The organism is Amycolatopsis sp. YIM 10 (assembly GCF_009429145.1).
Classification (GTDB): domain Bacteria; phylum Actinomycetota; class Actinomycetes; order Mycobacteriales; family Pseudonocardiaceae; genus Amycolatopsis.
Map to the genome: position 1 here is coordinate 1,292,671 of NZ_CP045480.1, position 13,077 is coordinate 1,305,747.

Genomic DNA, 13,077 nt, shown 5'->3' on the forward strand with positions numbered 1-13,077 from the left:
GCATGACGCTGCACGCTGCGAGCCGGGAGGCTCTTGGCCTCGCCGAGACCCGTCTCGGCGAGGTCCTCGGTGAGGCGGGCACCGACCCGTCAGCTGTCGGCGAGGAACTGCTCGCCGTGGTGGCACTGCTCGACCGGGAGCTCGGCCTGCGCCGGGCGGTCGCCGACGGTTCCTCCGCGCCGGAAGCGCGCACGGGACTGCTCCGGGGACTGCTGGAGAACAAGGTCAGCGCCCCGACCCTGTCGGTGCTCGACGCGGTGGCCGGCAACCGCTGGTCCAGCCCGCGTGAGCTGACCGACGGGCTCGAGTCGCTCGGCCGGTCCGCGTTGCTGAGCAGCGCGGAGAAGGCCGGGAACATCGACTCCGTCGAGGACCAGCTGTTCCGCATCGCCCGGATCGTGGCCGGTCAGCCGGAGCTCGAGCGGGCGCTGGCCGAGCAGACCGCGTCCGCCGAGGCCAAGCGCACGCTGGTCCGCACGCTGTTCGCGGACAAGGTGGACCCGGTGGTCCAGCTGCTGGCCGAGCAGGTGGTGCTGCGCCACCGGGGCCGGAGCGTGAGCGCCGGCCTGGACGAGCTGGTGGCACTGGCGGCCGAGCGGCGGGAACGCTCGGTGGCCTACGTGACCAGTGCGAGCGAGCTGACCGACGAGCAGCAGGGCCAGCTGGCCGAGAAGCTGCAGCGGATCTACGCCCGGCCGATCGCCTTGCACGTCGAGGTGGACGCGTCCCTGATCGGCGGCCTGAAGGTCAAGGTCGGCGACGAGGTCATCGACGGCACGGCCGCGGGCAGGCTGGACGCGCTGCGGCGCAGCCTGGCCTAGCGCCTGGCACAACTACTTTGCACACTGGCAAGAACGAAGCGAGAGCGGGAACGGACATGGCGGAGCTGACGATCTCCTCGGGTGAGATCGCCCACGCGATCGAGAACTACGTCTCGAGTTACGCCCCGGACGTAAGCCGGGAAGAGGTCGGCGTCGTCGTAGACGCTGGTGACGGTATCGCCCACGTCGAGGGCCTGCCCTCGACCATGGCGAACGAGCTGCTCGAGTTCCCCGGCGGGGTGCTCGGCGTGGCGCTGAACCTGGACGCGCGGTCGATCGGTGTCGCCATCCTGGGTGACTCGGAGACGGTCGTGGAGGGCCAGCAGGTCAAGCGGACCGGCCAGGTGCTGTCGGTCCCGGTCGGCGAGGGCTACCTCGGCCGCGTGGTCGACCCGCTGGGCAAGCCGCTCGACGGTCTCGGTGACATCGAGACCACCGAGCGCCGCCCGCTGGAGGTCAAGGCCGCTTCGGTGGTCGAGCGCCAGCCGGTGAAGGAGCCGCTGCAGACCGGCATCACCGCGATCGACGCGATGACCCCGATCGGCCGCGGTCAGCGCCAGCTGATCATCGGCGACCGCAAGACCGGCAAGACCGCGGTCTGCGTGGACACGATCATCAACCAGAAGGCCAACTGGGAGACGGGCGACCCGAAGCAGCAGGTGCGCTGCATCTACGTCGCCGTCGGCCAGAAGGGCTCCACCATCGCGTCGGTGAAGCGGTCCCTCGAAGAGGCGGGCGCGATGGAGTACACCACCATCGTCGCCGCCCCGGCGTCGGACTCCGCCGGCTTCAAGTGGATCGCGCCGTACACCGGTTCCGCGATCGGCCAGCACTGGATGTACGAGGGCAAGCACGTCCTCATCGTGTTCGACGACCTGTCGAAGCAGGCTGACGCCTACCGCGCGCTGTCGCTGCTGCTGCGCCGCCCGCCGGGCCGCGAAGCCTTCCCCGGCGACGTCTTCTACTTGCACTCGCGGCTGCTCGAGCGGTGCGCGAAGCTCTCCGACGAGCTGGGCGCCGGCTCGCTGACCGGGCTGCCGATCATCGAGACCAAGGCCAACGACGTGTCGGCCTACATCCCGACGAACGTCATCTCGATCACCGACGGCCAGTGCTTCTTCCAGTCGGACCTGTTCAACGCCGGTCAGCGGCCCGCGGTGGACGTGACCATCTCGGTGTCCCGAGTCGGTGGTTCGGCGCAGATCAAGGCGATGCGCTCGGTTTCCGGTTCGCTCCGCATCGACCTGTCGCAGTACCAGGAGCTGAAGGCGTTCGCCGCCTTCGCCTCCGACCTCGACGCGGCGTCGAAGGCGCAGCTGGACCGCGGTGAGAAGCTGTACGAGCTGCTCAAGCAGCCGCAGTACTCGCCGATCCCGGCCGAGGAGCAGGTCGCGATCGTGCACCTGGGCACCAAGGGCCACTACGACTCGGTGCCCACCGAGGACGTGCGCCGGTTCAACAACGAGTTCATCGACTCGCTGCGCCGCAAGGGCGAGGTGCTCGGCCGCATCCGCGAGACCAAGAAGTTCGAGGACGAGGACGCCAAGGAACTCGCCGAAGCGGTCGACGAGTTCAAGAAGGGCTTCGTCACCTCGGAGGGCCACAGCCTGGTCGAGGCCGAGGCCGAAGCGATGGACGCCGACAAGGTCGGGCAGGAGACCGTGAAGGTCAACAAGCCCGCCCCGAAGAAGTAGAGCGCCATGGCCGCACAGCTACGCGAACTGCGGTCGCGCATCCGCGCGACCAAGTCGATCGGGAAGATCACCAAGGCGATGGAGCTCATCGCCACCTCGCGCATCACCAAGGCGCAGGCCAGGGTGGCCGCTTCCCGTCCGTACGCGGAGGAGATCACGAACGTGCTCTCCGCGCTGGCGGGCGGGGCGGCGAACCTCGACCATCCGATGCTGGTCGAGCGGGAGAACCCGCGCCGGGCGGCCGTGCTGATCGTGACCAGCGACAAGGGCCTCTGCGGCGGGTACAACGCCAACGTGCTGCGTGCCGCCGAGGAGCTGCTGTCGCTGCTGCGCTCGGAGGGCAAGACCCCGCAGGTCTACGTGATCGGTGCCAAGGGACTGAACTACTTCCGCTTCCGCGACCGCGAGGTCGTCGACAGCTGGACCGGGTTCTCCCAGCAGCCCGGTTTCGAGAACGCCAAGCCGGCCGCCGAGACCCTGGTCGAGGCGTTCCTGGCCGGGGCGGACAACGAGGGTGACGGCCCCGGCCCCGACGGGGTGCTCGGCGTGGACGAGATCCACGTGGTCTACACCGAGTTCCACTCGATGCTGACCCAGAAGCCGGTCGCCAAGCGGGTCGCCCCGCTCGAGGTCGAGTACACCGAGGAAGGCCAGGAGGCCCCCGGCGGCCTGCAGTCCTCCTACGAGTTCGAGCCGAGCGCGGAGAAGCTGCTCGCCGCCCTGCTGCCGAAGTACATCAACACGCGGATCTACGCGGCGTTGCTGGAGTCGGCGGCCTCGGAGCTGGCCGCGAAGCGGACCGCGATGAAGTCGGCATCGGACAACGCGAACGAACTGGTGAACTCGCTCACCCGGGAAGCGAACCAGGCGCGCCAGGCGCAGATCACCCAGGAGATCAGCGAAATCGTCGGTGGCGCTGACGCGCTCGCCGGAGTGGGAAGTGATGATTGATGACTACGACTGAATCCGCAGCCGCCAAGGGCAGGATCGTCTCGGTGACCGGACCGGTCGTCGACGTCGAGTTCCCGCGCGGTGCCGTGCCCGACCAGTTCAACGCGCTGACCGTCGAGATCGAGTTCGAGCAGCTGCGCAAGACGGTGACCCTCGAGGTGGCCAGCCACCTCGGTGACAACCTCGTCCGCACCATTTCGCTCCAGCCGCAGGACGGCCTGGTGCGTGGTGCCGAGGTGACCGACACCGGCGGCCCGATCAGCGTGCCGGTGGGCGACAAGGTCAAGGGCCACGTCTACAACGCGCTGGGCGAGTGCCTCGACGAGCCGGGCTACGGCGCCGACCTGGAGCGGTGGGGCATCCACCGCAAGCCGCCGGCGTTCGACCAGCTCGAGGGCAAGACCGAGATGCTGGAGACCGGCCTCAAGGTGGTCGACCTGCTCACCCCGTACGTGCAGGGTGGCAAGATCGGCCTGTTCGGTGGTGCCGGTGTCGGCAAGACGGTGCTGATCAAGGAAATGATCACCCGTGTGGCCAGGAACTTCGGTGGTACCTCGGTGTTCGCCGGCGTCGGCGAGCGCACCCGTGAGGGCAACGACCTGTTCCTGGAGATGAGCGAGGACGGCGTCATCAACGACACCGCGCTCGTGTTCGGCCAGATGGACGAGCCGCCGGGCACCCGTATGCGGGTCGCGCTGTCCGCGCTGACCATGGCGGAGTACTTCCGCGATGTGCAGAACCAGGACGTGCTGCTGTTCATCGACAACATCTTCCGGTTCACCCAGGCCGGTTCCGAGGTCTCGACCCTGCTGGGCCGCATGCCCTCGGCCGTGGGTTACCAGCCGACGCTGGCCGACGAGATGGGTGAGCTGCAGGAGCGGATCACTTCGACCCGTGGTCGCTCGATCACCTCGATGCAGGCGATCTACGTGCCGGCGGACGACTACACCGACCCGGCTCCGGCGACCACCTTCGCCCACCTGGACGCCACCACCGAGCTTTCCCGGTCGGTGTTCCAGAAGGGCATCTTCCCGGCGGTGGACCCGCTGGCGTCGACCTCGACGATCCTCGACCCGGCGATCGTCGGTGAGGAGCACTACCGGGTGGCCTCCGAGGTCATCGCGATCCTGCAGAAGTACAAGGAGCTGCAGGACATCATCGCGATCCTCGGGATGGACGAGCTGTCCGAGGAGGACAAGCTCACGGTGAACCGGGCGCGTCGCATCGAGCGCTTCCTGTCGCAGAACATGCTCGTCGCCGAGCAGTTCACCGGGCAGCCGGGCTCCACCGTGCCGCTGGCCGAGACCATCGAGGCCTTCGACAAGATCGCCAAGGGCGACTTCGACACCTACCCGGAGCAGGCGTTCCTGGGTATCGGTGGGCTCGAGGACCTCGAGAAGAAGTACCGCGAGATCACCAAGAAGTAGTCGTTCCACCGGTGGCGGGGCTGGTGTCCTCTGTGGACTCCGGCCCCGCCGTCTGGTAGTGGGCCCGGCGCGCGGCGAGCCTGCTATTACACTCAAGTACAAGCGCGCCCGATGTGAAGGAGAGCCACGTGGCTGAGATGTCCGTTGAGCTTGTCGCGGTCGAGCGTCGCCTCTGGTCGGGCCAGGCCACCTTCGTGGTCGCCCAGACCACCGAAGGTGAGATCGGCATCATGCCGGGCCACGAGCCGGTGCTCGGCCAGCTGGTCGAGGGCGGTGTGGTCAAGGTGAACACCACCGACGGCGAGACCTTCGTGGCCGCGGTGCACGGCGGATTCCTGTCCGTCACGGCGACCACGGTGATCATTCTCGCCGAGTCCGCCGAGCTGGCCGACGAGATCGACGTGGCCGAGGCCAGGTCCGCGCTCCAGGCCGGGGACGAGGCCGAGCGAGCCAGGGCCGCGGCGAGGCTGCGGGCGGCCGGGCAGACGGCCTGAGCGAGCGGGCGACGAGCGGGAGCCGGCCATGGACGTCAGTTTGATCGTCTTGTGGCTTCCGCTGGCCCTGCTGCTGGTCGCGGTCTGGTACGCGCTGCGGTGGGTCCGGATGCGGCGTGGTGGCGGCGTGAGCGTCGCGCTGCGCTGGCGGCCGGACGACAGCCGGGAAGGCTGGCACCTGGGGATCGGCCGGTACGAGGGCGAGGAGTTCGTCTGGTACCGGGTGTGGAGCCTGCGGCTGAAGCCGGACCGGGTGTACCGCCGGGAGAACCTGGAGATCGCCGACCGGCGTGATCCGGAGGGGTACGAGTCCTATGCCGTGCCCGCCGGTTCGAAGGTGCTCCGCTGCGATCTGGGCAGCGGGAACCCGATCGAGATCGCGATGGGCCCCGGCGCGCTGACCGGCTTCCTCTCCTGGCTCGAATCCGCCCCGCCGGGGCGCCGGGTCCACTGGGGCTGACTGTTCACCGGAACTCGTGCACGACTTCGATCGGGCCGGCCAGGTGCGCGTTGAACTCGTCGAGTTCCTCGGCAGGCACCCACAACTCCAGGATGGTCCTGCCGCCGGCCTGCTGGACCGGATAGCGCTGAAGGAATTCCGACTCGACCCGGAAGCGAGTGACGTAGCCGACTCCGCTGTTCGGGACGTTCCACTCCCGGGCGATCTTGATCGCGTACTCCTCGTTGAGCACGGGATAGAAGATCGGTTGCTCGGGGAGACGGGGTGGCCAAGCGCGCCACCCGGACTGCCGGACGAGCTCCAACTCCTCCGGACCGGTCGGCCGCCACAGCACAGTGGTCGGCGTTGCCTCCTGAAACACCGTGCACCCCTCCGCGCTCTGGTGAGTGGATCGTTCCTGACGGCGTCGGAGCCTACTGAGCAGTCTGACCTCGCCGCCAGCCGATTTCCGGCGATCTCGCGCTTGCCGAAGTGCTGCTCGAACTCCGCCCGCTCGGCAAACGCCGCCTACGAACGGTCCGCGCCGCCGGGCGTCCACAGGATGTCGCCGCCCGGGTTGGCCAGCCGGGCCAGGATGAACAGCAGGTCCGACAGGCGGTTCAGGTACTTCACGGCCACCGCGTTCGTGGTGTCCGGTTCGGCTTCGATCAGGGCCCAGCCCGAGCGCTCCGCCCGCCGCGCGACGGTGCGTGCCTGGTGCAGGAAGGCCGCTCCCGGGGTGCCGCCGGGCAGGATGAACGAGGTCAGCTTCGGCACGCGCTCGTTGAACGTGTCGCACCAGCTCTCCAGCCGCTCCACGTACGCCTCGGTGATGCGCAGCGGCGGGTACGGCGGGTTCTCCACCACCGGCGCGCACAGGTCCGCGCCCACGTCGAACAGGTCGTTCTGCACCGACCTCAGCACCTCGGTGAGCTCGTCCGGCAGTCCGCCGACGGCGATGGCCAGCCCGAGCACCGAGTTCGTCTCGTCGACGTCGGCGTAGGCCCCCAGGCGCGCGGAGGTCTTCGGCACGCGTGAGCCGTCGCCGAGCGCGGTCGTGCCGTTGTCGCCGACCTTGGTGTAGACGCGGTTGATCCGTACAGGCATGACGCCGAGGCTAGCCGCTCGCGGGGGGAAAAGGACCGACCCGTCCACCGGTGCTCCTTGTGCGGCAGGCATTATTGGCGCCCATGAGCGAGCACTTCGACGTCCATGGCGGCGCCCGGCTGGTCGGTGAGGTCGACGTGGTGGGGGCGAAGAACAGCGTCCTCAAGCTGATGGCCGCGGCCCTGCTGGCCGAGGGCACCACCACCATCACCAACTGCCCGCAGATCCTGGACGTACCGCTGATGGCGGACGTGCTGCGCAGCGTCGGCTGCGAGGTGGAGCTGGACGGCGGCACCGTGCGCATCACCACCCCCGCCGAGCTGTCGCACCGCGCCGACTCGGCCGCGATGGGCAAGCTGCGCGCGTCGGTCTGCGTGCTCGGCCCGCTGGTCGGCAGGCTGCGCAAGGCCGTGGTGGCGCTGCCCGGCGGGGACGCGATCGGCCAGCGGCCGCTGGACATGCACCAGAACGGCCTGCGCAAGCTGGGGGCCACCAGCACCATCGAGCACGGCTGCGTGGTCGCCGAGGCCGAGGGGCTGCACGGCGCGCAGATCTGGCTGGACTTCCCGAGCGTCGGCGCCACCGAGAACATCCTGATGGCGGCCGTGCTGGCCGAGGGAACCACGGTGATCGACAACGCCGCGCGCGAGCCGGAGCTGGTCGACATCTGCCAGATGCTCACCGAGATGGGCGCCAAGATCGAGGGCGCGGGCACCTCCACGCTGACCGTGCACGGGGTGGACCAGCTGCACCCCACCCGCCACCAGGTGATCGGCGACCGGATCGTGGGCGCCACCTGGGCCTTCGCCGCCGCGATGACCCGCGGTGACCTGACCGTGCGCGGGGTCAACCCGCACCACCTGGAGCTGGTGCTGGACAAGTTCCGGCTGGCCGGCGCCGAGGTCACCACCTTCGACGACAAGGGTTTCCGGATCGTGCAGGCCGAGCGGCCGACCGCGGTGGACTGGGTGACCCTGCCCTACCCGGGCTTCGCCACCGACCTGCAGCCGTTCGCGGTGGCGCTGTCGGCGGTCTCCGAGGGCACCTCGATGATTACCGAGAACGTCTACGAGGCGCGGTTCCGCTTCATCGAGGAGATGGTGCGCCTGTCCGCCGACGCCCGCACCGACGGCCACCACGCGGTGGTCCGCGGGGTCGAGCAGCTCTCCAGCGCGCCGGTCTGGGCCTCCGACATCCGCGCCGGCGCCGGGCTGGTGCTGGCCGGACTGTGCGCCGACGGGGTGACAGAGGTGTGGGACGTCTTCCACATCGACCGCGGCTACCCGCATTTCGTGGAGAATCTGAACCGGTTGGGTGCACGCATCGAGCGCGTCGCGGGCGACCCCGACCGCGCCAAGTAATCCGCGAGAGCACAGGGGGTTCCGATGTCGTTCACGATGACCGCCGAGGAACGCGAGGCCTTTCTCGCCGAGGTCCACGTCGGGGTGGTGGCGATCGAGCGGCCGGATCGCGCGCCGCTGGCCGTGCCGATCTGGTACGGCTACCGGCCGGGCGGTGAGGTGCAGCTCTGGACCAGCCCCGATTCGGTCAAGGGCAAGCTGATCAAGGCCGCCGGGCGGTTCGCGATCACCGCGCAGGTGGAGGACTGGCCGTACCGGTACGTCACCGCGGAGGGCCCGGTCGTCGGCTTCGACGAGCCGGCCCCGGTCGACGAGGTCCGCGCGATCTCCATCCGCTACCTGGGCCAGGACGAGGGCGAGAAGTTCTTCGAGCAGAACTTCAAGCCCGAGGAATCGGTGCTGATCCGGATGCGTCCCGAGCGCTGGCTCAGCACGGACTACCGCAAGGGCTGAGCGTCAGGCTTCGGCGGCCAGCAGGGCGCCGAAGCCGACCAGCGCGCCGCCGGTGACCGCGTCCAGCGTGCGCCGGACCCGGCGGCGCCGCAGCCAGACCCGCACCCGGTGCACGAAGAACAGCAGCACCAGCAGCCAGGCGAAGCCCAGCACGCCGACGGTGTAGGCGAGCAGCAGCGCGTCCAGCGTGGTGGTCACCGCCGGGTCGAGGAACTGCGGCAGCACCGACAGGTAGAGGATCAGCACCTTCGGATTGGTGATGTTGGACAGGAAGCCCTCGCGGAACCGGCGGAAGCCGCGGGCCTTGCTCTGCTCGCCGTCCTCCATCGACTGGTAGTCGCCCTTCCACGCCCCGCGCAGCGCCTGGAAGCCCAGGTAGCAGAGGTAGGCGACGCCGAGCCACTTGAGCGTGAGGAACAGCGGCTGCGAATGCGCGATCACCGCGCCGAGGCCGAGCGCGGCCGCGGTGCCCTGCGCCAGGTTGCCGACCAGGATGCCGGAACTGGCCACCAGGCCGCCGCGGAATCCGCCTGCCAGCGAGTTCTTCAGCACCACCATGGTGTCCGGGCCGGGCGCCAGCACCACCGCCACCACCACGGCCAGATAGCTTCCGTACACACTCCAGGTCACGGGTGTTGAGGCTAACGGGTGAACCGATCACGACGCTCGCAGATTTCGGTCACAGTCCTGGGCCACTGGATCGTGTCACGTGTCCGGTTCCACTCCCCGAGTTATGTTACCGGCGAGTATGCTCCGGTAAACGCCCTATCGGGAGGTTGCCGTGCCCTATCCGACGGACCGCGAGCGCGACCGGCCATGGGTGATGCGCACCTACGCCGGGCACTCCTCCGCCGCCGCGTCGAACGAGCTGTACCGGCGGAACCTGGCCAAGGGGCAGACCGGCCTGTCGGTCGCCTTCGACCTGCCGACGCAGACCGGCTACGACGCCGACCACAAGCTCGCCAAGGGCGAGGTCGGCAAGGTCGGCGTGCCGGTGGCGCACATCGGTGACATGCGGCGCCTGTTCGACGGCATCCCGCTGGCCGAGGCGAACACCTCGATGACCATCAACGCGCCCGCCATGTGGCTGCTCTCGCTCTACGTGACCGTGGCGAAGGAGCAGGCCGAGGCCGAGGGCCGCGATGTCGGCGAAGTGCTGGCGAAGCTCACCGGCACCACGCAGAACGACATCATCAAGGAGTACCTCTCCCGCGGGACCTACATCTTCCCGCCGGGCCCCAGCCTCCGGCTGATCACCGACATGATCGCCTGGACGGTGCACCACGTACCGCGCTGGAACCCGATCAACATCTGCAGCTACCACCTGCAGGAGGCGGGCGCGACGCCGACGCAGGAGGTCGCCTACGCCTTGTGCACGGCCATCGCGGTGCTCGACGCGGTGCGCGACTCGGGCCAGGTGGAGCCGTCCGACATGGCCAAGGTGGTCGCGCGGATCTCGTTCTTCGTCAACGCCGGGGTGCGCTTCGTCGAGGAGATGTCCAAGATGCGCGCGTTCACCGCGCTCTGGGACGAGATCACCAGGGAACGCTACGGCGTCGAGGACCCGAAGGCCCGGCGGCTGCGTTACGGCGTGCAGGTCAACTCGCTGGGGCTGACCGAGGCCCAGCCCGAGAACAACGTGCAGCGGATCGTGCTGGAGATGCTGGCCGTCTCGCTTTCGCGCGGCGCGCGGGCGCGGGCCATCCAGCTCCCCGCGTGGAACGAGGCGCTCGGCCTGCCGCGGCCGTGGGACCAGCAGTGGGCGCTGCGCATGCAGCAGGTGCTCGCCTACGAGACGGACCTGCTGGAATACGAGGACATCTTCGACGGCTCGCACGTGATCCAGGCCAAGGTGGACGAGATCGTCGCCGGGGCTCGCGCCGAGATCGACCGGGTGCAGGAGATGGGCGGCGCGGTGGCCGCGGTGGAGAGCGGCTACATGAAGTCTCAGCTGGTGGCGTCGTTCGCCGACTACCGGCGCAAGGTGGAGAACGGCGAGCAGGTGCTGGTCGGGGTGAACAAGTTCGACACCACCGAGCCGAGCCCGCTCCAGGCCGAGGGCGCGAAGGCGATCGAGACCATCGACCCGGTGGTGGAGAAGCAGGCTGTCAGCGCGCTGGAGGAGTGGCGTACCACCAGGGACAACGCCGCCGTCGAAAGTTCGCTGGAGCACTTGCGCGCGGTCGCGAAGACCACGGAGAACCTGTTCGAGGCCACGCTCGCCTGCGCGGCGGCCGGGGTGACCACCGGGGAGTGGTCCGGCGCGCTGCGGGAGGTCTTCGGCGAGTACCGCGCCCCGACCGGGGTGAGCGCGGCGTCGACCTCCGGTGGGTCCGGTGAGCAGCTCGAACGGGTGCGCACGCGGGTCAGGGAGACCGGCGACGAACTCGGCGAGCGGCTGCGCATCCTGGTCGGCAAGCCCGGCTTGGACGGGCACTCCAACGGCGCCGAGCAGGTCGCCGTGCGGGCGCGCGACACCGGCTTCGAGGTCATCTACCAGGGCATCCGGCTGACCCCGGAGCAGATCGTGGCGGCCGCCGTGCAGGAGGGCGTGCACGTGATCGGGCTGTCCGTGCTCTCCGGCTCGCACCTGGAGGTGGTGCCGGAGGTGGTCGACGGCCTGCGCGCGGCCGGGGCGGGTGACGTGCCGGTGATCGTCGGCGGCATCATCCCGCCCGACGACGCCAAGCTGCTCACCGATCGCGGCATCGCCAGGGTCTTCACGCCGAAGGACTACGAGCTGACCGAGATCATGGACGAGATCGTGACCGTGGTCCGGGAGTCACGCGGACTCTCCTAGCGGTCCGGGGGTCGTCCCCCGAGCGGACAACACTGAGGACTGGTGCCACGGCACGCGCACCGGCTCGCCGCCGAACTCGGCTTCGCCGACCGCGGGCAGGCCGGGCCGTCCGCCGGGCGCGGTGCCGGGCAGCATCTGGCCGGTCAGCCGCAGAATCGGCGACTCCCGCAGCGCCGTGACGATCGGGTTCGCCGCCATCGCGTCGGTGCCCGCGGCGATGAACCGCAGGCCGATCTGCTTGCCGTAACCGAGCAGGTCCACCAGCGGCTGCAGCTCGTCGGCTCCCGGCGGCATCGCGTCGTAGTCGTCGACCACGATGAACAGGTCCGGTCCGTGCCAGTCCTGCCCGAGCCGCTTGCGGATCGAACTCACCGCGTCGCCGACGATGGTGCGCAGCTCGGCGGGCGTGGTGGCGTAGGCGAGCAGGCGCTCCGGCTCGAGGATCCCGTGCAGCCGCTGCCGGAAGTCGGCCACCACGACCACGGCCTGCGCGACGGTGTACTCGTTCATGATCCCGCGCAGGACCGTGCGCAGCACCGAGGTCTTCCCGGCGCGCGGACCGCCGAAGACCAGCAGGTGCGGTTCGGCCTTGAAGTCCAGCACCAGCGGTGAGTAGTACTGCTCCGGCAGCGCGAACGGGATGCCGGCGAGTTCGTTGCGCTCGTTCACCACGTCGTAGGTGACCGTGCCCAGCGGCGGCCACAGCGGCCGCGCGCGGTTGCCGTGCACCGACATCAGCTCGCCGAGCTGCGCGAGCATGCCCTCGGGCACCCTGGCCAGCTCGAACCGCCGCGGCGGCTGGGTGAAGTCGCTCTTGAGATAGCCGTTGCCGGGCAGGGCGGGCAGCGGTTCGACGTCGGGCACGCCGAGGATCTGGCCGTCCGCGGACCGGGTGGCGCCGGGCAGCGCGATCCGGCACGGCGCGAAGGCGTACAGCCCGCGCATCGCGCCGGTGGGCGTGGTGCGGGCGGTCAGCAACAGGTGCAGGCGCAGGTCGTCGCCGAGCTGGGCGGCCCGCAGCAGCGCGTCGGCGAGCAGCGGTTTCCGGGTGCTCGCCTCGCCGATCTCGTCGACCACGACCACCAGCGCGGGTGCCCGGCCGATGTCACCGGACTCGCGCAGGCGCAGGCGATGGCGGATCTCGTCGTCGAGCAGGTCGGTCAGCTGGTCGGCGTCGCGGGCGACGGTGGCCACGTGCGGCAGCTTCGCCAGCCCGTCGGCTGTCCCGGCGAGCAGGAAGTTCAGGCACTCGGGGGAGTTCCGCACGGCAAGGCCGGTCACCACGGTCCGGACCAGCTCGGATTTCCCGCTGCCGGGCATGCCGACGCAGACGCAGTGCGCGGCCAGGTCCAGCTCCACCGGCTCGCCGGTTTCGCCGTGCCCGAGCGGGGTGCGGAGGTCGAGGCCGGTGCTCCACGCGGTCTTCAGCGTCTGCGGGTCTTCGACTCCGAGTAGATCGAGCAGCACCCGCTCAGCCTGCCACAACGCACGGCGGTTGAGGGGGCGCGCGGCGGCGCCTACGGTCACGGT

The 13,077-nt window shown here is 69.7% G+C and carries 13 protein-coding genes; 9 read left to right on the top strand and 4 right to left on the bottom strand.

The window, feature by feature from the left end; translation table 11 throughout:
* Window positions 1–2 precede the first annotated feature (2 nt).
* The 6 genes from YIM_RS06345 to YIM_RS06370 all read left to right on the top strand — a co-directional run bounded on the left by YIM_RS06345 (window position 3) and on the right by YIM_RS06370 (window position 5,847).
* On the top strand, window positions 3–821 hold the full coding sequence (locus tag YIM_RS06345; protein WP_153029443.1) for a F0F1 ATP synthase subunit delta: 819 nt from the start codon (window positions 3–5) through the stop codon (window positions 819–821).
* A gap of 56 nt (window positions 822–877) precedes the next feature.
* Window positions 878–2,515 carry a F0F1 ATP synthase subunit alpha gene (gene atpA / locus YIM_RS06350; protein WP_153029444.1) on the top strand — a complete coding sequence of 546 codons (1,638 nt, stop codon included), beginning with the start codon at window positions 878–880 and terminating at the stop codon, window positions 2,513–2,515.
* A gap of 6 nt (window positions 2,516–2,521) precedes the next feature.
* Window positions 2,522–3,466 (top strand): F0F1 ATP synthase subunit gamma, encoded by a 945-nt coding sequence (locus tag YIM_RS06355; RefSeq protein ID WP_153029445.1) that lies wholly within the window; start codon window positions 2,522–2,524, stop codon window positions 3,464–3,466.
* The gene (gene atpD / locus YIM_RS06360) at window positions 3,466–4,893 is read left to right on the top strand and encodes a F0F1 ATP synthase subunit beta (protein ID WP_153029446.1); all 1,428 of its coding nucleotides are present in this window, start codon (window positions 3,466–3,468) and stop codon (window positions 4,891–4,893) included. The genes YIM_RS06355 and atpD overlap by 1 nt, the downstream gene beginning before the upstream one ends.
* A gap of 128 nt (window positions 4,894–5,021) precedes the next feature.
* Entirely contained in the window at window positions 5,022–5,387 is a 366-nt protein-coding gene (locus tag YIM_RS06365) for a F0F1 ATP synthase subunit epsilon (RefSeq protein WP_153029447.1), read from the top strand.
* Window positions 5,388–5,415: 28 nt separating this feature from the next.
* Window positions 5,416–5,847: a DUF2550 domain-containing protein gene (locus YIM_RS06370; protein WP_153029448.1), complete on the top strand. Its 432-nt coding sequence runs from the start codon at window positions 5,416–5,418 to the stop codon at window positions 5,845–5,847.
* Window positions 5,848–5,851: 4 nt separating this feature from the next.
* Here YIM_RS06370 and YIM_RS48935 read toward each other — a convergent pair whose 3' ends face one another.
* Window positions 5,852–6,079 (bottom strand): hypothetical protein, encoded by a 228-nt coding sequence (locus YIM_RS48935; protein WP_228004577.1) that lies wholly within the window; start codon window positions 6,077–6,079, stop codon window positions 5,852–5,854.
* A 275-nt stretch (window positions 6,080–6,354) separates the two neighbouring features.
* Entirely contained in the window at window positions 6,355–6,933 is a 579-nt protein-coding gene (locus YIM_RS06380; protein WP_153029450.1) for a cob(I)yrinic acid a,c-diamide adenosyltransferase, read from the bottom strand.
* Window positions 6,934–7,016: 83 nt separating this feature from the next.
* Between YIM_RS06380 and murA the strand changes: the two genes are divergently transcribed.
* Together murA and YIM_RS06390 are read left to right on the top strand one after the other, a co-directional pair.
* Window positions 7,017–8,294 carry a UDP-N-acetylglucosamine 1-carboxyvinyltransferase gene (murA, locus tag YIM_RS06385; RefSeq protein WP_153029451.1) on the top strand — a complete coding sequence of 426 codons (1,278 nt, stop codon included), beginning with the start codon at window positions 7,017–7,019 and terminating at the stop codon, window positions 8,292–8,294.
* A gap of 24 nt (window positions 8,295–8,318) precedes the next feature.
* The gene (locus tag YIM_RS06390; RefSeq protein ID WP_194240057.1) at window positions 8,319–8,747 is read left to right on the top strand and encodes a pyridoxamine 5'-phosphate oxidase family protein; all 429 of its coding nucleotides are present in this window, start codon (window positions 8,319–8,321) and stop codon (window positions 8,745–8,747) included.
* 3 nt (window positions 8,748–8,750) lie between these two features.
* Here YIM_RS06390 and YIM_RS06395 read toward each other — a convergent pair whose 3' ends face one another.
* Window positions 8,751–9,377: a LysE family translocator gene (locus tag YIM_RS06395; protein WP_153029452.1), complete on the bottom strand. Its 627-nt coding sequence runs from the start codon at window positions 9,375–9,377 to the stop codon at window positions 8,751–8,753.
* Between the two features lie 151 nt (window positions 9,378–9,528).
* Between YIM_RS06395 and YIM_RS06400 the strand changes: the two genes are divergently transcribed.
* On the top strand, window positions 9,529–11,547 hold the full coding sequence (locus YIM_RS06400) for a protein meaA (protein ID WP_153029453.1): 2,019 nt from the start codon (window positions 9,529–9,531) through the stop codon (window positions 11,545–11,547).
* Here the strand turns inward: YIM_RS06400 and YIM_RS06405 are convergent.
* Window positions 11,530–13,074 carry an FtsK/SpoIIIE domain-containing protein gene (locus tag YIM_RS06405; protein ID WP_194240058.1) on the bottom strand — a complete coding sequence of 515 codons (1,545 nt, stop codon included), beginning with the start codon at window positions 13,072–13,074 and terminating at the stop codon, window positions 11,530–11,532. The two genes, YIM_RS06400 and YIM_RS06405, sit on opposite strands and share 18 nt — an antisense overlap.
* Between the last annotated feature and the right edge of the window lie 3 nt (window positions 13,075–13,077).

Coding starts and splice junctions, on each gene's coding strand:
- YIM_RS06345 (WP_153029443.1), top strand. CDS start 3: ATGACGCTGCACGCTGCGAGCCGGGAGGCTCTTGGCCTCGCCGAGACC.
- YIM_RS06380 (WP_153029450.1), bottom strand. CDS start 6,933: ATGCCTGTACGGATCAACCGCGTCTACACCAAGGTCGGCGACAACGGC.
- YIM_RS06390 (WP_194240057.1), top strand. CDS start 8,319: ATGTCGTTCACGATGACCGCCGAGGAACGCGAGGCCTTTCTCGCCGAG.
- YIM_RS06370 (WP_153029448.1), top strand. CDS start 5,416: ATGGACGTCAGTTTGATCGTCTTGTGGCTTCCGCTGGCCCTGCTGCTG.
- murA (WP_153029451.1), top strand. CDS start 7,017: ATGAGCGAGCACTTCGACGTCCATGGCGGCGCCCGGCTGGTCGGTGAG.
- YIM_RS06355 (WP_153029445.1), top strand. CDS start 2,522: ATGGCCGCACAGCTACGCGAACTGCGGTCGCGCATCCGCGCGACCAAG.
- atpD (WP_153029446.1), top strand. CDS start 3,466: ATGACTACGACTGAATCCGCAGCCGCCAAGGGCAGGATCGTCTCGGTG.
- atpA (WP_153029444.1), top strand. CDS start 878: ATGGCGGAGCTGACGATCTCCTCGGGTGAGATCGCCCACGCGATCGAG.